The following is a 20957-nucleotide window of genomic DNA, read 5'->3' as shown; positions in this document are numbered from 1 at the left end:
CAATTTATTAATACAGATACGCCATACATATGCATTTGATAGTAATTTGGTGCTTGCCATCTTGGTCAAAAAAGAATAAAAATACAAAAATACCGAATAAAAATTCAAAAAGGGTCTGCCGTGAAGGAACGTAGTACTGAACTGGTCCAGGGATTTCGCCACTCAGTTCCCTATATCAACGCGCACCGTGGCAAGACATTCGTTGTCATGTTGGGTGGCGAGGCGATTGAGCATGAAAACTTCGCGAATATCGTCAATGATATCGGTTTGTTGCATAGCCTTGGGATCAGGTTGGTCGTGGTATACGGTGCACGCCCACAGATCGACAGCAATTTGGCACAGCATCATTACGAACCTATTTATCACAAGCATACCAGGGTAACAGATGCCCGAACTCTGGAAATGGTGAAACAAGCAGCCGGCCTATTGCAGTTGGATATCACTGCAAGACTATCAATGAGTCTCAATAATACCCCGCTACAAGGCGCGCATATTAATGTAGTCAGTGGCAACTTCATTATTGCTCAGCCGCTGGGTGTGGATGATGGTGTCGATTATTGTCATAGCGGGCGTATTCGTCGTATCGATGAAGAGGCAATTCACCGTCAATTAGATAATGGCGCAATCGTGTTACTAGGCCCGGTTGCTGTATCGGTGACCGGCGAGAGCTTTAATCTCACATCAGAAGAAGTTGCCACCCAGTTGGCTATCAAACTGAAAGCAGAAAAGATGATCGGTTTCTGTTCATCCCAAGGGGTGACTGACAGTGAAGGTGACATTATTTCAGAGCTGTTCCCGAATGATGCTCAAAAACGGATTGAAGATCTGGAACAAAAGGGTGATTACAACTCCGGTACGGTACGCTTCCTACGTGGTGCAGTGAAAGCTTGCCGTAGCGGTGTACGCCGGAGCCATTTACTGAGTTATCAGGAGGATGGAGCGCTAGTCCAAGAGCTATTCTCCCGCGATGGTATCGGTACACAGATTGTTATGGAGAGTGCTGAACAAGTGCGCCGCGCTACCATCAATGATATTGGTGGCATACTTGAATTGATTCGCCCGCTGGAACAACAAGGCATTCTGGTGCGTCGTTCGCGGGAGCAGCTTGAAATGGAAATCGACAAATTCACGATTATTGAACGGGATAATTTGACGATTGCCTGTGCAGCGCTCTATCCGTTCCCTGAAGAACAAATAGGTGAGATGGCCTGCGTGGCAGTACATCCTGACTATCGCAGCTCTTCTCGGGGAGAAATGCTATTAAAGCGCGTTGCTAATCAAGCGCGGCAGATGGGGCTTAAAAAGCTTTTTGTACTCACCACCCGCAGTATTCACTGGTTCCAAGAACGCGGTTTTACACCTGCCGAAGTAGAGGTTTTACCGATTCAGAAGCAGGAACTGTATAACTATCAGCGGCGCTCAAAGATTCTGTTGGTTGATTTGTAGCCGTATTGATTATAAATATTGCGACCAAATGCTTTATCAGGGTTTTATTTAATTTATTCCCAACATAATTAGCGTTACAGGGAGGCCGCAAGCAGCGGCCCCCCTTGCCAGACCAAGGAATGGTCCGCGTAACGTGTTCCTTGTGGCTTCAAGCAGCAAACGTATAACTCACGTCAATGCATTCAAACGATCCACTAACCCACTCAGACGAAGAGTCGGTGTGCATATCGCATTGCCCAATATCGTATCGCTACAATACAGAGTTAAACGCTGGCGGGCGCGAGTGATCGCGGTATAAACCAATTCGCGCGTTAATACCGGCATAAAAGTATTCGGTAATACCAGGGCGGTATGTTCAAACTCCGATCCTTGCGACTTATGAACTGTCATGGCATAAGCCGTTTCATGGCTGGGAAGACGGCTGGGTTGCACCGATTTTATGTTGCCATCCGGCAACTGGAAATGCACCCGTAGCTCTCCTTCATCGTCATATAACGCGATACCAATATCGCCATTAAAAAGACCTAACGCACTGTCATTAAGCCCGATCATCACCGGCCGACCGGCATACCAACGCCCAGATGGACCAGGTGCACGCTCAATTAACCTCTTGCGATGCAACAACTGCTCAATACGCTCATTCAAGCCACTGACGCCAAATGGCCCACTTCGCAATGCACACAACAATTGATAACGACCAAATGCCGCCAGCACATCCCCAGCATGCGCACCTGTAGCTGCCAATTGGAGGTAATGCTGATAGCCCGCAACGCAATCCTCCAGCAACCGTTGGTAGTCATCTGAATCCGTCAGAGAAAAATGTTCAATATCTGAATAGGCCCCCTTTAATACTGATAATGCATCCCGATACTTGCCTGCATTAACCGCTAAAGCGAGCTGCCCGATACCCGATTTCTCATCAAACCGATAGCTCTTACGCAATAAACACAAGCTATCACGCACATTGACCGTATCCGTAGAGACTGCTCCAATCGGTATATTTCCGGCCAATGTGCATCCTGTCAGCCGTGCTAACTGTTCTGCACGAGCCTTGCTATAACCCAACTCAGCAAAGCGACAAATATCCCCCAATACCGCCCCGGCCTCAACCGAAGCTAACTGATCTCGGTCCCCGAGGAAAATGACTTGAGCTTTAGCGGGCAAAGCGGCAATTAGCCGCGCCATCATGGGTAAATCCACCATAGACGCTTCATCTACCACCAGCACATCAAGATTTAGTGGATTACCTCGGTGATAACGCAAACGTTGACTGTTTGGTTGAGCACCTAATAAACGGTGCAGAGTGGATGCTTGATCTGGGAATAACTTGCGCTCGGCATCTGTAAGTGTGAGTTGGCGGATGGCATTCCCCAATGACTCAGTCAGCCGCGCAGCGGCTTTACCCGTTGGGGCAGCAAGCTGGATACGTAAACGCTGCCCTTGGCTAAGCTGTATCAGCGCAGTTAATAGCTTGGCTACTGTGGTGGTTTTCCCCGTTCCCGGCCCACCAGAAATCACCGAGATACGGCGAGTAGCGGCTACTGCGGCGGCCACCTTTTGCCAGTCAATCTCCGTGTCTGACCGACCAAATAGGCGGTCCAGTGTCTCTGTTAATAGGCTTTCGTTAATCCCCCTGGCCTCATTAACGAATAAAGCGGTATTGTCACTGGCAATAAACCGCACCACATCACCTTCGTACTGCCACATCCGTTGGAGATACAAACGTTCATTTTGCAACACCAACGGCGTTGGCAATGAGCCATCACTGACCGCTGGAGAATTATTTAATCCTTGTATCCAACGCGACAGCTCTGGAGCACCAGCAGCCAGCCATAATGCTTGAGATAACCCAGCCTGCCGCCCACCAAACAGTTGTTCTGGTTGCAGATAACTTAATGGCAGGCACACATGCCCGGCTCCCGCCTCGGCGCTGAGAATAGCCGCCGCCAATTGCAGCATAGGGTCATCATCTCCTGCAATCATGCGAGAAAATTGAACATCCAGAGGGCGTAGTAAGTGGTCACGAACCGCTTGGTCCAGTAGAACCATCATCTTGATGAATCCTCATCTGCCTGAGCTGTACCACTTTCATGACCTGAAAGTAGAACGACCTCATTGCCACTGAATAAACAATCCATTCCTTCAATCAGCTCCTGTTCAGGGCGACAACTAAAGATACCGTTACCCGGATGTTGTTTATCGACACCACGCAAGAAGAGATAAATGACACCCCCGAAGTCCCGTTGATAGTCATAATCGCCCAAGCGATGACGTAAATAGCGGTGTAAAGCCAAGGTATAAAGCTGATATTGCAGATCATAACGATGCTCAGCCATCGCTTGGGCCATCAATTGTGCGGTATAAGCACTACTGTCTTCCCCCAGCCAGTTAGATTTGTAATCTAATAAGTAATACTTACCCTGCCAGCAGAAAACCAAGTCAATAAAGCCCTTAAGCATCCCTCTGACTTGCTGAAAATCTAACACCGGACACTGACGTGAGAGCGGGTCATAATGCTTGATTAAGGCATCTAATTGATTAGCGCGTAACAAAGTATCGATAGGCAAATAAAACTGTAATTCCGCCTGCTTACTCTCCGGCGTCAATCCTGCCAGAGTTACGCCTGCATCGTTAAGGGGGACGTGCATAATGTCACTTAGCCATTGATACAACATTGGCGACCATTGTTCACCAAAGCCCTGTTGCTGTAGTTGCTGCGCCAGCCAGTCTGGCTCAATAGGTTGGCTAAAATCTAATGGCTCAAGTAAATCATGCAGGAAAGTCCCCGGTGCCGCCCCCCGCGGGAAGGTATGGGGCGTTAAATCGGCTGCGGTGATGAGTGCCTGCTCACCGACGGCATCGCTATCTAGCCGTGGCAATAGCTCCTGTAAAGGGAGATTCAGAACCTGCGATTTGGCACCATGCTGCTGTAGGCCGGAATAACTGGTAACCCGCCAAAAGTCGTGCATTTGTCGGTTAAACTGGCGCGCGGCGAGTTCTGGCAAAACTTCAGGCCGTGGCTGCCAAGCTGTAGCGTCAGGACGTTCCGCCAGTGAGACCGAAATATCACCGCCCGAAAATGTGGTTAGCTCCGCCAACTTATCCGCCAGATATTGCGCGTCGCCAGCTTGTCCATGTTGAACCAAATAGCCTAAAGCGCTAAGGTGCATGTCGCTTTCGCCCTGTTTTTTCCGCCCGCCTTTAATCAGCGGCGCAATACCGATACTACAATGATAAACCGCGCGGGTCAGCGCAACGTAGAGTAACCGTAAGTCTTCTGCCAACCGCTCTTCTTCCGCCAAAGCCTGGCTCTCTTCATCAGCATTCAGATCAAGCAAAGCCTCAAAGCTATGACGATCGTGATATAGCACGTCCTGCTGCTGACGGAAATTGCCGACAAAAGGGAGCCAAACCAACGGATACTCCAACCCTTTTGATTTATGAATTGTAATCACCTGTACCAAATGGCGATCACTTTCCAAACGCAATTGTTGATTATCTGACTGATGATTTGGTTGTGCTATTTGTTGTGCCAGCCAACGGATTAGTGCGTGCTCACTATCAAGCTGTGATGCGGCCTCTTGTAATAACTCTCCCAAATGCAGTAAGTCTGTCAGCCGACGCTCCCCACCAGGGGTCGCCAACAAGTTTTCAGCTAAATGGCGCTGTGCCATTATTTCCCGCAGCATAGGAAGCACACCACGGCGCTGCCAATGTTGGCGATAGCCATCGAATTCATCGACCAGAGAATCCCAAGCCCGTTCATCGTGATTCAATGCATCCAGCATCTGTGCATCCAACCCTAGCATCCCGGTAGCCATCGCACTGCGTAAGGCTCTTTCCTGCTCAGGGGCCAATGCAGCTTGCAATAACCACAATAGATCTTTGGCTTCTGCAGTATCAAAAACACTGTCGCGATTGGATAAGTAAACCGATGGAATAGCTAAGGTACTCAGTGCATCTCGAACCAGCGCAGCCTCTGCCCGGCTACGAACCAAAATAGTAATATCAGATGCCTGAACCGGCCTTGAGCCTGTCGTTGTCACTAATTGCGCCAGCCCATTCTGCCCATCCACCAGCCAGTCACGGATTTGACTGGCACACTGCCTGGCCATCAATTGCTGGTATTCACTAACCCCAACCCCTTCACCCGGTTGCAGCCAAAAAGAGATGGCTGGTTGTTTTTTCCCTTTAATTTCAAAAGATAGACAGCTATTTTTTTCAGCCGCCGCCACCTTGATAAAGGGGATTTGTTCAAACAGAAAAGGAACCTCAACCGAACTAAAAAGCCTGTTTACTGATTGAACCATCGGGAAAGAGGAACGCCAATTGGTCTCTAACGTGTAGTGGGCACTTACTTCTGAACGAGCACGAATATAGGTAAAGATATCTGCGCCACGGAAAGCATAAATAGCCTGTTTAGGGTCGCCAATCAGTAATAAACCACACTCACCTTGGTTACCATAAAGCGTGTGGAAAATACGGTATTGCTGAGGATCGGTATCCTGAAACTCATCAATCATTGCAACTGGATAACGGGTACGAATAGATTGAGCTAACAACTCACCACCTGGCTGCTGTAATGCCACATCCAATTTACTGAGCAAGTCATCAAAACCCAATTCTGCCCGCTGCCGTTTCTCCTGCTGGACGGAAGTTCGTATCTCGCTAATTGCACGGGCTAAAATCAAATCTCTTAGTGTCAAAGGTTGTTCGAAGATGCGGTCTATCGCACTGAACACCGAGTGTTGGGGGATCGCACCTTTTTTGGTTTTCTCAGATAATATCGATTGGCGAAACTTTTCCAGCTCTTTAGGTAACTGATAATCACCGGTTTCCTGCTCTGCCCATATAGCGACCTTTTCTAGCCAGTTAGGTAAGTATCGGCTGCTGTAGCTGCGCTTATCAACGCCAGATGCACTAATTAAAGCTTCCAACTCATGAGCCACCGCACGCCATTGCGCTTTGACAGTATCAATTTGCACAACTATTTGCTGATGCCGACTGAGTATCGTTTCATCATCACCAGGTGCTTGCCGAAATTTTGGTGTTTCACCTTGTAAATAAGCAGCAAGGTCTTTGAGCAATGCCTCCGGCCCGCTCCATTCCTGGCTGACTGCGCGTGCAACAGCCAATGGAAGCGGATAGCAGTGACGCCGCCAAAAATCGGCACAGGCCTGTCTGCGTAAGGGCTGTTCATCCTGAACCAATGTTTGTTCAAACAAGATGCCAGATTCAAAAGCATTGTTCGTCAGCATTCTCTGACAAAAACCGTGAATGGTATAAATTGCGGCTTCATCCATCTGACGCTCAGCAGTAAGTAACTGTGCTGCCGCCTCGCCCAGATCACTAATTTCAGTTAATAAAGCCTGATGCATTAGGTCATCACTGACTCCCCGTACGCAAGCAATACGCAACCCATGGATATTGTCGCGAATTCGCCCCCTCAACTCTTCAGTTGCCGCCTCAGTAAAGGTCACCACCAGGATTTCCTCTACTGTCAGGGGACGACTGAATGCTGCCGCCCCTCCCAAACCAAGCAGCAATCGCAGATAAAGAACCCCAATGGTAAAAGTCTTACCAGTACCGGCAGAGGCTTCAATCAGCCTCTCACCGTATAAGGGGAGCGTCAGCGGCTCCAGCCGCTGGGGAGTCATTGATGTCATGGAGCTAATACCTTCTGCGGCAGGGTAGCCTGCAAGGCAGATGTTGTCGGATAGGTCGTCCATCCTTTAAGCACCGCATATCCGCCAGCCGTTTGCCCCTGACCTTTAACTTGAGAAAGCAGTGCCAGACCTTGCGGTTTAATAACCGCTTGCTGGAAGAAATCAGCTAATACAGTGCTATTAAGTTGCTTCACCTGAGCAATCATTTTTTCGCGACTATCAAACGCAAAATTATTACGATTGAAATCATTACTGTAACGACTAGCCTCTTCATCCAGAGTTTGTGGTCGTTGCAGTAATTGGTTAATTAACCCTTGTTTATATTGTTCAAAATCAGCAGGTTTCATTTCACGCAGGCGCTTTTCTGCCTGTGGATAGAAAGCAAGATAGCGTTGATAAAGGTAATCAGGTTGCTTGCTGTTACTTTGCAGCAAGAACCCCAAGCCCCACTGGCGGCCAACCGACATCGGGAAGGCAAATACCGCATAGCCGAGTTGCTCTTCGGTTCGTAATTGATCATAGAACCACGGTTGAACAATTTGCCCCAGCAAAGCACTACGCGCCATACCATCAATTTCCGTATAGCCGGTTGGAACATAGACTGCCGCCAGCGCAGCATCAGAACTGCTGCCAAGCCGCTCCATATTGGCCAGTTGAGCCTTATCAACAACAACATCCTCGCCGGTCCACCAAGTGGTTCCCGTCAAAGCCAATTGTTTTCTCAACGATTCAGCCAGAGCGGTAACTTGCTGGGTGGTCATATTACCCACTGCCAATACTTCCAGCGCAGATTGCTTCAGCAAGCTATCACGATAAGTCAGCACATCTTGCACGCTGATAGTATCAAGCAATTTGCGCCGTTCGCTGCGTTCAGAATAAGGAACATGAGACAGCAATTTCGCTGGCTGAATCGCCAGTTCATAAGCTTTGCCTTTCTCAGCCACGTCCAACTGCTCGCGATACCAAGATTTAGCCTGCACTAATTGATCTTCTGTTGGCGTGAAGCTGGAATAACCTTCAACCAGCGTGGTTAGCAATTGTGGCATCCGCTGTGTGAAGCCATTAGCACTGACATATAAACCGTTGTTAGGGGCGGTTGAGAAGCTGATTCCGCCGATCGAAGCCTGATAGCTCAGTTCATCCAGTGAAAGGCCGGCCAGATAATCAGTCAGGGCGAAGAGTACCTGATGGCGGGCGGTATCCAACGCATGAGGATTGCGGAAAGCCAGCGCGATATCGGCTTTCGGTTCATCAGCAAAATACTGACTTGGCATGTAAAACACCCGTAACCCCGGTTGTTCCACAACATTCTGTGGCCGGATGATATTTTTATCTGCTTTGATCAGCGTAAAGTCATCTGGGATGTAGGGGTTAAGTGCCGGTAGGCTCAGAGTGATATTCTCCCCAAGTTGTTGCCAGTCTTTCATCTCTTGTGGGCTAATTTTATTGACCTGATAAGGGGCATCAACAAAATAGGCCACTTTATTGTGAGGCTCTTCAGGGCTGACAAACCAGATCCGCGCATTCTCTGGCGTCATTTCAGCCAACCGGGCAGCAATGGCTTTGGGATCATAATGATCCGCCAGATAGGGCGCATCAAGCACATGTGCGACAGGTACTCGCAACATCATATCCACCAGCCACTCGATGTAATCCATATCCCGCGTGATTGAGGGATAACGGAAATCCAGATTTAAAACATGGGCTATCTCATCGAAATAGCTCTGTTTAATGCCGTCTTTTTGCAACATTTTGATGTAATCAAAGATAGCGGCCACCACGACGTCACGTTTGGCCAGACCTTTATCCGTAAGTGATACCGAAATAGAGAACACCCCACCATTACGGTCTACCATTGGGTCGGCACCGGCATTAATAGCATCTGCCAGCCCCTGTTTTTGTAGCCAGTCGGACAACGTATCTTTACTGCGATTACCAATCAAATAGCTAACATAGGTATCTGTTTTGCTGCGAAATTCTGCGCTATTGTTCTCAATGCGAAAGTCTATTTTTAACTGTTTACGTGGTTGGGCTGGAACATAATGAATAATAATACCGGTTTGGTCCGGTGTTACAGCAGGTACCGTGATTGGAGGAACTTTTGCCTCCCGATTCGGAATCCGGCCAAAGGTATCAGCCGCTAATTGTGCCAACTGCTCCAGAGACTGATTGCTATACAGCACCCCCACCATCAAATTGGCAGAATAGTAACGATGATAAAAACTCAGCAGCTCATCATGTAATTTGCCATCAGGCTTGTCTTTCAGCGTATCAAGATTACCCCCCGAAAAACGCGCACTAGGATGTGCTGGATTAAGAGTTTCAGCATTAACTTGCGCCATGCGCATCCCATCGCGCGAGCGGGCCATCGTCAATTCAGCATTGACCGCATTACGTTCACGATCAGCATTGATAGGGTCTAACAAAGGCTGTGCAATAGCATCGGCTAAACGCTCAACTGCCGGAGCTAATGCATCATTTTCAATTTCAAAATAAAAGGCGGTTCGATAAGAAGCCGTACTCGCATTATGGCTACCGCCATGCTTTTTCAGAAACTCGGCAAAACTGCCTGGTTCAGGAAAACGCGTAGAACCCATCAATAACATGTGTTCCAGATAATGAGCTAAGCCCAACTGGTTATTGGGATCTTCCAATGATCCGACAGGCAACGCCAGTGCTGCCAGGGATTTAGGTGCTTGCGCATCAGAAACTAGCAATACCGTCATACCATTAGGCAACTTTATTGCCTGATATTTACGCAGGTCATGTTCACTTTTGTGAATGGCTTCTGCCAGAGGTTGCCACGCAGGCGCAGCAGCCCAACTGAGAGGTGCCAGCAAACCTAATAAGAAAAATATACCCATGATGCGGGCAAACTGTTTATGCATTCCGTTTCTCCCCTAACCCCTTAAAAATTACCGCTTAAAGCCGCAGCCAACTTTCTGGTATTGATATGTATGAAAGCCTGGTTTGGCCATCAGCAGTTCTCACGCCTTATTATGGCGGGCAATCGGTAATAAATAACGTTCCGTTTCATGTAATATCTTGTCGAGATGTGGATTATCCATCAGGCGGAACACCCTTTGCACATAGCTATCCTCACCTTCACCTGCAACTCGCTGATCACCCTGCCAAACTTGTAAAAGTTTCATGCGGGCTTTAGTTTGTGTTTCTTCATCCCACAAAATCTGACCTGACTCGCGTTCAAAGCACTGGCTCAGCCATGCCCAACCACTTTTGCTCAGCAATAACAGTGGTTCACACATTCCTTGCTGATACCCACTGATTAACTGTTGTAAATAGTGATGAGCCTCATCACGGACCAAAGAATCATAGCGCCATGCAGTTCCTTTGCGACCATACATCCGGCTTTGCCCCTCACCTCCACCAGCACAATAGACCAGATGTTCAATCCATAATAAGAGCCCGTCTATCGCCGTTAATGCCGCGGGACGCCAACGAATTAATCCATCTTCCTGAACCTGATGAATCCAACCTGTAAGGGTGATGTCACCCAATTCGATATTTAGCTCAATGCTATGATGCTCAAGGCGCTCGCTACGAATCTGTTCAGCTAATGGCACCATTTCCTCTTGCTGGCTTTCCCAATAAAGCTCACCGAACGATCCATAAGGCAGGCTACCGGCCGCTCGAGCTCGGGTAAACACGCTATTGATGTCTCCCTCATCTATCAACGCATTCAGTAACTGAGTATTAAACTGATAGCGGTTGAGGTTATCTAAAGTAAATGGCTCTTCATCAGGCAATTCTGTTTCTTCAATAACAAAATTCACTCCTAGCCGGAGCTGGAAGAATGCCCTCACAGGGTGGCGATAGAAACGGATTAACTCATCCAATGTAATTTCAGATAAAGATTCAGGCGATAATGGCTGATTAAACTCTGGATGCGGTCGCCCTTTGGACTCAGCAGAGGGTAGCCATTCAGCAGCGTAACTCTGTAACTCGCTATGCTGAATAAAATTTTCTGCCGCAAACGGCATCCGCGCATGCCAGCAGAGTAAGTGCTGAATCACCCGCTGAGCGCTCTCATCAGCATTGAGCATTTCGTCACCCGGTAAATGATAACTTTGTGAGATATATTCAATCAGTTCACTGACCAGCACTGATGGATAACGCTTACTGTTATCCTGGATAGAGCGCCCGATATAGCTGATATAGAGCTGTTGCTGAGCCGAAAGTAGCGCTTCGAGGAACAGATAGCGGTCATCGTCACGGCGGCTACGGTCACCACGGCGAACCTGCTTTGCCATCAAATCAAATCCCAGCGGCGGCAGCGTTCGTGGGTAAACGCCATCGTTCATCCCCAATAAGCAAACAACTTTAAATGGGATCGAGCGCATAGGCATTAGAGTACAGAAGTTGATTGGCCCGGCAAGGAAACGCTGGCTGATGCGCTCATTATCCAAGCGCGAAGCCAGTTCATCCCGTAACAGATTAAGTGGCACCACATCGGGATATTGGGCGGCAATACCGTAGCTGATAACCTTCTGCCACTGTTGTTCAATCAGCACCAACACCGCTTCAGTGTCATTATCGGGTTCAAAGAAGGTATCCAATAATTGGCGGCACAGGGGTAACCATTCGCTGAGTGCTCGGGGTTCACTTAATTGCTGCCGCCATTGGCTTAGTTGCATCAACATATCTGCCAATTGCCCAGCGAGTTCCGCAGCTAAGCCACTCGACTCATCATATGGCAGAACACCCTGCCAATCTCCGGCGGTGCTATCCATGGCATAACCCAGCAACATGCGGGTTATACCAAAGTGCCAGGTATGCTGACCCGTCGCGGGTAAGGAGAGTTCCCGTACATTGTCATCATCCAGCCCCCAACGAATACCCGATTCCCCCACCCATTGCCGTAAGCGGCGCAAGCCATCTTCAGTAATACCAAACTTACTGGCTAAAGCAGGGACCTCCAACAGCGCCAACACTTGCTCAGAGGTGAAACGGCTTTGAGGGAGGTCAAGTAAGGTAATAAAAGCCTGTAGCGCCGGATGGGCCTGACTGGCTTTACGGTCAGAAATCGCAAACGGCAGATAGCGGTTCCCTGTCGCATTACCAAATGTGGCCTGAATATAAGGGGTATAGCTGTCAATATCGGCAACCATCACAATGACATCGCGTGGAGTAAGTTCAGGATTAGTTGAGAATAAATTCAATAGGTTATCTTGCAAAACCTCAACTTCTCGCTGAGGACTATGGCAAACATGCAGGCTAAGAGATCGATCACTGAGATCTAATCGACGCTTTTGGTCGCTACGCGCTAAGGATTCTGCCGTGGTGCCAATAATTGCGTGGTCTTCCAGCTCCAACATATCGTGCTGAATACCATGTAGTAGATTATCAGGGTCAATATCGACAAAAGCGTGGACCTCTTGAATATCATCAACCTGAGATAATAAATACATATGATCCCGCCCGAGCCGCCCCCACGAGGCTAATAATGGGTTACTGAGTTCTTGTTCACCATTCGTATTAAAGAGCTGTTCAGCCTGCTCTGGCTGGCGGAACAGATTGACTTCAATTGATTCGCGATAATGTCTACGTTTGCGGCTTTGTAATTTAGCCAAAAAAGCATAATCCTGAATATCGCCCCAAAAATAGCGGCAAGGATTCGTAAACATCAGATGAATATCAATATGTTTACCCAGCGCTTGCAGGGCTTGTAAATAGATAGGAGGTAATGCCGATATGCCGCAAATAAATACCCGCTTGGGTAACCCAGCGGGGCAGACATCCGCTTCAAGCAGGGTGCGGATAAACCGCTGGTAGAGATTGGCACGGTGCCATTCGGGCTGTTCCAATTGGCGGGTATAATTGGTCAGTTCCACCCACAGCTTGGCTTGCCACAGTTGAGCATCGTCCAGATTGTCAATGAGTTGGCCCTGTTCCCAACTGGCAAGCCATTCAGGACGATATACTAAATATTGGTCGAAAAGGTCAGCAACCCGTGCTGCAAGTTGATGGATTTTGCGCTTATCATTATCGTCACTTAAATAGCGTTTCATGGGAGAAAATACCGGGCTTTCCAGTAAATCTGGCAGCAACCACATAAGTTTCCATGTCATGGCGTCTTTGCTAAATGCGCTTTCTTTTGGGATTCCGGGCAAAACACGGGTAAACATATCCCAGATAAAGGTTGCGGGCAGCGGAAACTCAATATTAGCTGCAATACTAAATTGTTGTGCCAGTTGCATTTGTAACCATTGTGCCATTCCTGGGCTTTGAACTAGCACCACTTCTTGCTGGAAAGGGTTATCCAACGGCTCTCGTTCTATCAGCGCAGTCGTTAGCGCTTTGAGTAAATCTAATTGATTAGAATGATAAACCGTGAACATGATTACTCCCTTAAGGCACTATGGAAAATAGCCATAAGTGATTAAACCAGTTTATTATCACTTGTGGGTAAATCCTGAGGCTTAATACTCTAACTTGATAATGAATGAGCGCAATAGGTTATCTCTATTATAAGACCGATATAGTTGCTCATCTGTATACCTCGGCGGTTCATCAATCAGGATCCCCTTGTTTGTCGCCTCAGCAACGTCGCATCTATGGGGGATAACTATGCCGTTAGCCACTTCCATTCGTAGAGCAAAACCATCGGGTTAACTCTGCTGACAGGTTTTTCCGTACCGCAAGAGTGAAATTAAGCTCGGTGCATTCCCCTTCAATTCGGCTAATAGACTGACGATATAACCAGTTAGGCTTCATTCCCGATATAAATCCCCTATCAGGTCTATCCTCCCCTGCACTATCAATATGTTGATGAAGCAGAAACCATGCCTGACGCTGTTGCCACACAGAAGAGAAACCCTGTAAAAGAGCCTGATGGTATTGCAACAACCCCAGTAACGAGACAGAGAAAAACAGTGCCGCAATTAAGGCTTCAGGCAGGCTAAACCCTCGTTGGTTGCGAGGATGGTATTGGTCACTCCGTTTCATCAACAAGCACCTATTGCAGCATTTTAGTAATCGCAAAACTGTGCATCCTTATCAGGACAGAAATCCAACCAGCCATGAGCTGCCTTAACCAGTTGATAGTGACCCATATACCCTTTGCCAATATTCAGCATGACCCGTTGATAAAGCATCAAGGGTGGCTGCGAACCGAGGGGGTAACTCTCCCCTCTGAGAATAAAAAAACCGCTTAGTGATGCTGGTTTAACACAGGCCTTTAAGCCATATTGCTGCTGAATGCAATACCATGTTGAACCTGCCCGCCATGGCAAACTGAATGACCAATCCTGACTTATCCCCCAGTTCAGTGATGATGTTGCCTGATTAAAAGCACGTAAATAGTGCTGTTCTTCAGATGTAATCTGTTGAATATTATCCAATTGACGGTGTAGTGCTGACAGCAGAAATAAACCAAGAGCGAAAAGTGTAGCGACGGCTGCCAATGTGCTGGTCCCCCGTTGATGATTCAGCTTCATAGATTGTTCCCGCGTATCGTATAAGTAAGCTGATGATGGATGACCGGATTACCTGTTTTTTGCCCCGCTAATTGCACCCGATAAATCTGATTTGATGTTTGCTGAGGTAACCGACTAATAGAAAAATGGGTTATCGTTATCTCTTGTGGATCAAGCAGCTTTTCCCACCCACTGCCAGCGCAATTCAGTTCACCACGTTGGCCCTCTAATGCTTTTTTACGCAGGCGGTAGCCAAAGTATTCGGACTCCTGATGTTTCTCCCCTTCCCATCGACCATTTCGATTGAGATCGTAAGCAACTATCAGACACGAATTTGTCGCTTCTGCGGGATAATGATGGGTTGTAACCGCTTTTCCCTGACACTCGCCATGGCAAAATCCTGCACGCCGCAGATCTTTTTCTAGCACAACCATAACCTGACTCAGTGCCAACTCCAGATAATAGCGCTGCTGCAAGGTTGATATTTGTTTGCGTAGCTTAGGGAAAACCTCTGCGGCACCAAGCATAATCAAACTACCAATGCTCAATGCCAACATCATTTCCGGTAGCGTAAAACCTGTTATACGTTTCCGCCCAGAACAGAGCGATGCTGGCATATTTTTGACCATTATTAGCATATATGAATACCTGACATTGGCTGGCCCTCACTACACAGTCTTAAGCGCCCTCTACTGGAAATAACTAACCGGATAGACCCTGCCGGGTTACTGAGCATGATATTTCCTGCCTGTGCCGTATTCCTCACACCAAAGAAGCCCATCTCTTTTTGCAATGAAGTCGCAATAGCGACATCTGGGTAAGGTGGAATAAACACGCCGTCGGTAAGTGCTGAACAGCGAGCCGTAGGTTTATCACCACTTCCCAGGCACCCCTGGCCATTCTGCTGTATCCACAGCAATTCTGTGTCATTGCGACGATTAGCCTGCGCTTGTAAGTGTGTTAAGAAGGCGAGTAACTGACGAGCACTGTCTGCGAGCCGTTCCCGCTGCCGGTAATGATGCCAACTTTGCGCCCCCCAAAGTGCTGTTATACCCACTAATACAATCACCAGCAGCAATTCAATCAGGCTGATACCTTTTTGTTTTTTAAGATAATTTCTACGAGTCAGGTAAGTTTTCGTTAATCTTATATTGGTGTCCATGGCGTAAGTTTACGTGGCTGAAATTTGAGGTCGAGTGACGAATTATCAGGGCTGGAAACGGTGCGCAAAATTTTATCTACGACGACATAAATGCAGAAAAGAGTGCGGCACAGCTCGCATTTTTATTGCAGGAAGGATGCTGGTAGCAAAGAAAAGGGTTTGACGAAAATATACCCAATAGCTTTCCAGATGCAGGGAGGCAACAAGCAGAGGCGAGGGCTGGATATGGAGATGGACCGAGTAAACAGGAGCAGCCACCCTGAAACTTGAAAGGTGACGGGTATAAAACCGGAGCCATTGCGACTCCGGTCTAAAGATTAGATAGCAATCGGTGCTTTAATTCCTGGGTGAGGATCGTACCCCTCAATTTCAAAATCCTCAAAACGGTAATCAAACAAAGAGTCAGGTTTCCGTTTGATAATCAGTTTCGGCAATGCCCGTGGCTCACGGCTTAATTGCAGATTTGTCTGCTCAATATGGTTGCTGTACAAGTGTGTATCCCCCCCTGTCCAGACAAAATCACCCACGTCCAAATCGCATTGCTGCGCCATCATATGCACCAGTAAAGCATAGCTGGCAATGTTAAATGGCAAGCCGAGGAATACATCACAAGAACGCTGATACAGTTGACAAGAAAGCTTGCCATCTGCCACGTAGAACTGGAAGAAAGCATGGCACGGCGCCAGTGCCATTTGCTCCAGTTCACCCACATTCCATGCTGAGACGATGATACGGCGTGAATCGGGATCCTGCTTAAGCTGTTTTACCACGTTGCTGAGTTGGTCAATCTTACGACCATCTGCAGCCCCCCAAGCCCGCCATTGTTTGCCGTAAACCGGGCCAAGGTCGCCGTTTTCGTCAGCCCATTCATCCCAGATTGAGACATTATTTTCCTTCAAATAGCCAATATTAGTATCGCCATTGAGGAACCATAACAGCTCATGGATGATGGAGCGCAAATGGCAGCGCTTAGTGGTTACCAGTGGGAAACCGTCTTGTAAATTGAAACGCATCTGATGCCCGAAAATCGACACAGTACCGGTACCGGTACGGTCAGCTTTTGGAGTGCCTTCTTCCAGCACTTTTTTCATCAAATCCAGATACTGTTTCATGTTACCTCACGAAAGTTGTTGCGCAGGACGACGATACGCCCAAATCATCATAATGATACCGGCCAGAATCATAGGTACAGAGAGTATCTGCCCCATGCTGATCACGCCATCGAACAAGCCGAGTTGAGCATCTGGCTGGCGGAAACACTCCACAATAATACGGAACGCACCATAACCAATCAGGAATAGGCCAGAAACACTGCCCATAGGACGCGGCTTACGGATAAATAGGTTCAGGATGATAAATAACACCACCCCTTCAAGAATCATTTCATACAGTTGCGAAGGATGACGCGGCAGTACACCGTATTGATTGAATATCGCCTGCCATTTCGCCGGGTCAGCAGCAACGATGGCGATATCTTCGCCACGAGAGGTGGGGAATAACATCGCCCACGGGGTATCGGTAGTCACACGGCCCCATAACTCGCCGTTGATAAAATTACCGAGCCGGCCCGCGCCTAAACCAAATGGAATAAGGGGAGCAATAAAGTCAGCGACCTGGAAGAAATTGCGTTTAGTGCGGCGGGCAAACCACAACATCACACAAATGACACCAATCAAACCGCCATGGAATGACATACCGCCATCCCATACCTTAAACAGGTACAGTGGATTATCGAGGAACATCGGCAGGTTATAAAACAGCACATAACCGACACGACCACCGACAAATACCCCGAGGAATCCCGCATACAGCAGGTTTTCGACTTCTTCTTTGGTCCAGCCACTACCCGGTTTATTTGCCCGACGAACCGCCAACCACATGGCGAAGACAAAACCCACCAGATACATTAAACCGTACCAATGAAGGGAAACGGGGCCAATGGAAAAAATGACCGGATCAAATTTAGGAAACGCCAGATAGCTATTGCTCATCTATCACCACGAAATGTCTCATATTTTGAGAAAATTAATGTTCTTGCCCGGTTAGGGCTACAGGTTGCGCATAATAGCATAGGCTTAGGCCGGTCTGGGCTGCACCAAACAGAAAAGTTCTGTAAACAGCGCAACCCCAGAAAGTGAATGTCACTCGCAAACAAACCAAAAAGCCTTGGAATAGTCGCCAGTGACTGACACTAACAACGCTATAGCGCCAAGGACCAACGGGATACGCTTACTTCCCGCCGCGGATCAAGCCGCCTAAGCCCCTGCGCTCCATAAACGCTGCTGTTAAATGACGCACATCAGTGGTCATTTGGGCGCTCAATACCCGTTCGGCCAATGCTGCTGCATCCGTTAAATCGATATTGCGCAGCAGGTATTTAATTCGTGCCACACTGCGACCGTTCATACTGAGATTGCGATAACCCAGCCCGACCAGCAACAACGCGCCCATCGGGTCACCCGCCATTTCACCACAAAGGCTCACCTGCAAACCCGCTTGTGTCGCCTGCGTCAAAATATGGCTAAGCACCTGTAGCATCGCCGGATGCAGGCTGTCATACAACGATGCAACGCGAGTATTATTGCGATCTACTGCCAGCAAATATTGGGTCAGATCGTTGGTGCCAACTGAGATAAAATCTACTCGCGACTTGAGGTAGGGCAGCATAAAGATCATCGCGGGTACTTCTATCATTACCCCCAATTTAGGCTGTGGCAATTTATAGCCCAAGACTTCTTGAACCTCACGCCCAGCACGATCGATCAGGCGTTTAGCTTCATCGACTTCTTCCAGGCTGGTGATCATTGGCAATAGAATACCCAAATTACCGGTTCCGGCATTGGCACGCAGCATCGCTCGAACCTGGATCAAGAAGATCTCTGGTTGATCGAGCGTTACACGGATCCCGCGCCAACCCAGGCATGGATTTTCTTCGCTGATGGGCATGTAGGGCAACTGTTTATCGGCACCGATATCCAAGGTACGTAACGTGACGGGTTTGTTGGGATAAAGCTGTAACATGCCTTGATATTGCGCAACTTGTTCCTCTTCCGACGGGAAGCCGCTTTGCAACATAAAAGGGATTTCAGTGCGGTATAGACCAACACCATCAACCCGCCCACCCAGCAATTGTTCATGTTCCGGGCTAAGACCCGCATTCAGCATCACCTGAATCCGCTCACCACTTTTCAGGGCCGCAGGTTGTTCGACATCGTCTTCAGCCAGCTTGCTGAGCTCAATCTCTTCAGTAACCAGCCGCTGATACTCTTTGACCAGTACCGGTTCGGGATCAACCAGCACCTCACCACGGTAGCCATCAACAATCAATAGCCGCTGGTTCAGCAAAGCCGGCTGGATATCAGCGCCCATCACCGTTGGGATGCCCATGGCGCGCACTAAAATCGCGGCATGCGAGTTAGCGGCACCATCACGCACCACCACCCCCGCCAGACGATCTTGTGGCACCTCGGCTAATAGAGTGGCGGTTAACTCATCGGCAACCAGGATAAAACGCTCAGGCCATTGGCTGGCCCCAGAGGTGCTATCATCGAGGTGGAACAACAAGCGCTGACCTAATGCCCGCAGGTCACTGGCTCGCTCACGCATATAGGTGTCTTGCAGGCTGGCAAATTGGGCGGCAAATTGTTCAACCACTTGTTTAACGGCCCATTCAGCCACCGAACCGGCGTCAATTTGCGCAAAAAGCTCACGCTTCAGGCGGGCATCATTTAACAGGTGCGAATAGAGATCGAAAATTGCCGCGCTCTCTTTTTGTGAGCTGGCAGCAAAACGCTTACTGAAGCGACGGAATTCTGCCGCAGCCTCTTCCAATGCCTGAGTCAGGCGTTCACGCTCCTGAACAGTATCGAGCGTTGAGGCCTCATAAACCAAATCAAGGGACGGTTGTGAAGTATCCTGCCAACCTTCTGCCACTGCCACGCCAGGAGCCGCCGCCAGCGCGCGGATTCGTGTTTGACGATATTGGCCAAAAATCGCATTCAGTTGCGATTGGGAGAGGATCCCCGCCAGTTGCGTGGCCAGCGTAACCATGAACGACTCTTCGCTCTCATCAAACTGGCGATGCTCGCGCTGCTGTACCACCAACACACCCAACAACTGCCGACGATAAATAATAGGTACCCCGAGAAACGCCCGGAAGCGATCCTCTTTAACTTGTGGTACATATTTAAAACTGGGATGACTCTGAGCATCGGCCAGGTTAATGGGTTCGGCCAAGCGCCCCACCAGCCCGACGATACCTTCGTCAAAAGCCAGCGTAATGGTGCGACCACGGGGCTTTTTCAAACCCCGTGTCGCCATCAGGTAGTAACAACGGCGGTCATTATCTGCCAGATATATCGAGCAGACTTCCGTGTCCATCGCCAGACAGGTTTCATTGACCAACAGCTCTAACGCATCCGTCAGGCTGGTTGCCATCGCCACTTTCTCAACTATTTCTCGCAAACGCATGAGCATGATCGGCTTAACTTAACCTCTTTTACGGCGATAAGCGGGAGGTACCCGTGGTGGAATAACCTCCTGCACAGGCATTACGGTTGCAGCAAATTCTTTCATCACACGACGATAAACATCACGTTTAAAAGAGACCACCTGACGCACCGGATACCAATAACTGACCCAGCGCCAGCCATCAAACTCCGGGGTACTGCTACGTTGCATGTTGATATCGGCTTCATTACACATTAACTGTAGTAGAAACCATCGTTGTTTTTGGCCGATGCACACCGGCTTTGTATCCCAACGCACCAAACGCTTTGGTAATTTGTAACGTAACCAGTTACGGGTTGAAGCCAGAATTCGGACATCCTTTTTGTTAAGTCCTACCTCTTCAAAAAGTTCGCGATACATTGCCTGCTCTGGTGTTTCACCGGGGTTTATCCCCCCTTGTGGGAACTGCCAAGAGTGCTGACCGTAACGCCTGGCCCACAACACTTCTCCCTGCCGATTACAAATTACGATACCCACGTTCGGGCGGTAGCCATCATCATCGATCACCGGACTACCTCGATAAGCTTAAAACTCAAAGATGCTCTGATTGTTTCACACTAGCAACAGGCGGTAAACCACTGCTTATCAGCCAGCTAAACCTGATAACTCGGGGATAACTCACAGATATAAGCAAAGTTATGAACACCCCCAGGGCTACGCACGACATTTTATTCACTTTTTCTGTGGATATAGGTGTGTAGAACTCTAGGGAAAAGTAGGTACAACTCATTTTAACGG

13 protein-coding genes are annotated in these 20957 nt (G+C 48.5%); 1 reads left to right on the top strand and 12 read right to left on the bottom strand.

Going from position 1 to position 20957, the window contains the following annotated elements; all coding sequences use genetic code 11:
- Positions 1–120 precede the first annotated feature (120 nt).
- On the top strand, positions 121–1446 hold the full coding sequence (gene argA, locus V1952_RS10860; RefSeq protein WP_420074736.1) for an amino-acid N-acetyltransferase: 1326 nt from the start codon (positions 121–123) through the stop codon (positions 1444–1446).
- A gap of 168 nt (positions 1447–1614) precedes the next feature.
- On the opposite strand, the gene recD is transcribed toward argA, so the two are convergent.
- The 12 genes from recD to rppH all read right to left on the bottom strand — a co-directional run bounded on the left by recD (position 1615) and on the right by rppH (position 20726).
- Complete coding sequence (gene recD / locus V1952_RS10855) at positions 1615–3498, bottom strand: exodeoxyribonuclease V subunit alpha (protein WP_420074735.1); 1884 nt, start codon at positions 3496–3498, stop codon at positions 1615–1617.
- Positions 3495–7112, bottom strand: a complete 3618-nt coding sequence (recB, locus tag V1952_RS10850) for an exodeoxyribonuclease V subunit beta (RefSeq protein ID WP_372559945.1) — start codon at positions 7110–7112, stop codon at positions 3495–3497. Before recB ends, recD begins: the two co-directional genes overlap by 4 nt.
- A complete protein-coding gene (gene ptrA, locus V1952_RS10845) occupies positions 7109–10000 on the bottom strand; it encodes a pitrilysin (RefSeq protein WP_372559784.1) in 2892 nt (963 codons plus the stop codon). The genes recB and ptrA overlap by 4 nt, the downstream gene beginning before the upstream one ends.
- Before the next feature lie 99 nt (positions 10001–10099).
- Complete coding sequence (gene recC, locus V1952_RS10840; RefSeq protein ID WP_372559785.1) at positions 10100–13471, bottom strand: exodeoxyribonuclease V subunit gamma; 3372 nt, start codon at positions 13469–13471, stop codon at positions 10100–10102.
- Between the two features lie 235 nt (positions 13472–13706).
- Entirely contained in the window at positions 13707–14078 is a 372-nt protein-coding gene (locus tag V1952_RS10835; protein ID WP_372559786.1) for a prepilin-type N-terminal cleavage/methylation domain-containing protein, read from the bottom strand.
- Positions 14079–14101: 23 nt separating this feature from the next.
- Positions 14102–14569: a YgdB family protein gene (locus V1952_RS10830; RefSeq protein ID WP_372559787.1), complete on the bottom strand. Its 468-nt coding sequence runs from the start codon at positions 14567–14569 to the stop codon at positions 14102–14104.
- Positions 14566–15186 carry a prepilin peptidase-dependent protein gene (locus V1952_RS10825; protein WP_420074734.1) on the bottom strand — a complete coding sequence of 207 codons (621 nt, stop codon included), beginning with the start codon at positions 15184–15186 and terminating at the stop codon, positions 14566–14568. The genes V1952_RS10830 and V1952_RS10825 overlap by 4 nt, the downstream gene beginning before the upstream one ends.
- Positions 15180–15710 (bottom strand): prepilin peptidase-dependent protein, encoded by a 531-nt coding sequence (locus V1952_RS10820; RefSeq protein WP_372559789.1) that lies wholly within the window; start codon positions 15708–15710, stop codon positions 15180–15182. The genes V1952_RS10825 and V1952_RS10820 overlap by 7 nt, the downstream gene beginning before the upstream one ends.
- A 317-nt stretch (positions 15711–16027) precedes the next feature.
- Entirely contained in the window at positions 16028–16822 is a 795-nt protein-coding gene (thyA, locus tag V1952_RS10815) for a thymidylate synthase (protein ID WP_420070718.1), read from the bottom strand.
- Positions 16823–16828: 6 nt separating this feature from the next.
- Entirely contained in the window at positions 16829–17701 is an 873-nt protein-coding gene (lgt, locus tag V1952_RS10810) for a prolipoprotein diacylglyceryl transferase (protein ID WP_083162866.1), read from the bottom strand.
- 238 nt (positions 17702–17939) lie between these two features.
- Positions 17940–20186, bottom strand: coding sequence for a phosphoenolpyruvate--protein phosphotransferase (gene ptsP, locus V1952_RS10805; RefSeq protein ID WP_372559790.1), 2247 nt, complete (start codon positions 20184–20186; stop codon positions 17940–17942).
- A gap of 12 nt (positions 20187–20198) precedes the next feature.
- On the bottom strand, positions 20199–20726 hold the full coding sequence (gene rppH, locus V1952_RS10800) for an RNA pyrophosphohydrolase (protein ID WP_083162862.1): 528 nt from the start codon (positions 20724–20726) through the stop codon (positions 20199–20201).
- Between the last annotated feature and the right edge of the window lie 231 nt (positions 20727–20957).

Source organism: Yersinia sp. 2542 StPb PI, assembly GCF_048593855.1.
Classification (GTDB): Bacteria; Pseudomonadota; Gammaproteobacteria; order Enterobacterales; family Enterobacteriaceae; genus Yersinia; species Yersinia enterocolitica_E.
The sequence above is the reverse complement of the archived record's forward strand: the minus strand, read 5'-3'. Positions and strand labels throughout refer to the sequence as shown.

Excerpts from the sequence above, each read along its gene's own strand:
- recD (WP_420074735.1), bottom strand. The coding sequence starts at position 3,498 with ATGATGGTTCTACTGGACCAAGCGGTTCGTGACCACTTACTACGCCCT.
- recB (WP_372559945.1), bottom strand. The coding sequence starts at position 7,112 with ATGACATCAATGACTCCCCAGCGGCTGGAGCCGCTGACGCTCCCCTTA.
- ptrA (WP_372559784.1), bottom strand. The coding sequence starts at position 10,000 with ATGCATAAACAGTTTGCCCGCATCATGGGTATATTTTTCTTATTAGGT.
- recC (WP_372559785.1), bottom strand. The coding sequence starts at position 13,471 with ATGTTCACGGTTTATCATTCTAATCAATTAGATTTACTCAAAGCGCTA.
- V1952_RS10835 (WP_372559786.1), bottom strand. The coding sequence starts at position 14,078 with ATGAAACGGAGTGACCAATACCATCCTCGCAACCAACGAGGGTTTAGC.
- V1952_RS10830 (WP_372559787.1), bottom strand. The coding sequence starts at position 14,569 with ATGAAGCTGAATCATCAACGGGGGACCAGCACATTGGCAGCCGTCGCT.
- V1952_RS10825 (WP_420074734.1), bottom strand. The coding sequence starts at position 15,186 with ATGCTAATAATGGTCAAAAATATGCCAGCATCGCTCTGTTCTGGGCGG.
- V1952_RS10820 (WP_372559789.1), bottom strand. The coding sequence starts at position 15,710 with ATGGACACCAATATAAGATTAACGAAAACTTACCTGACTCGTAGAAAT.
- thyA (WP_420070718.1), bottom strand. The coding sequence starts at position 16,822 with ATGAAACAGTATCTGGATTTGATGAAAAAAGTGCTGGAAGAAGGCACT.
- lgt (WP_083162866.1), bottom strand. The coding sequence starts at position 17,701 with ATGAGCAATAGCTATCTGGCGTTTCCTAAATTTGATCCGGTCATTTTT.
- ptsP (WP_372559790.1), bottom strand. The coding sequence starts at position 20,186 with ATGCTCATGCGTTTGCGAGAAATAGTTGAGAAAGTGGCGATGGCAACC.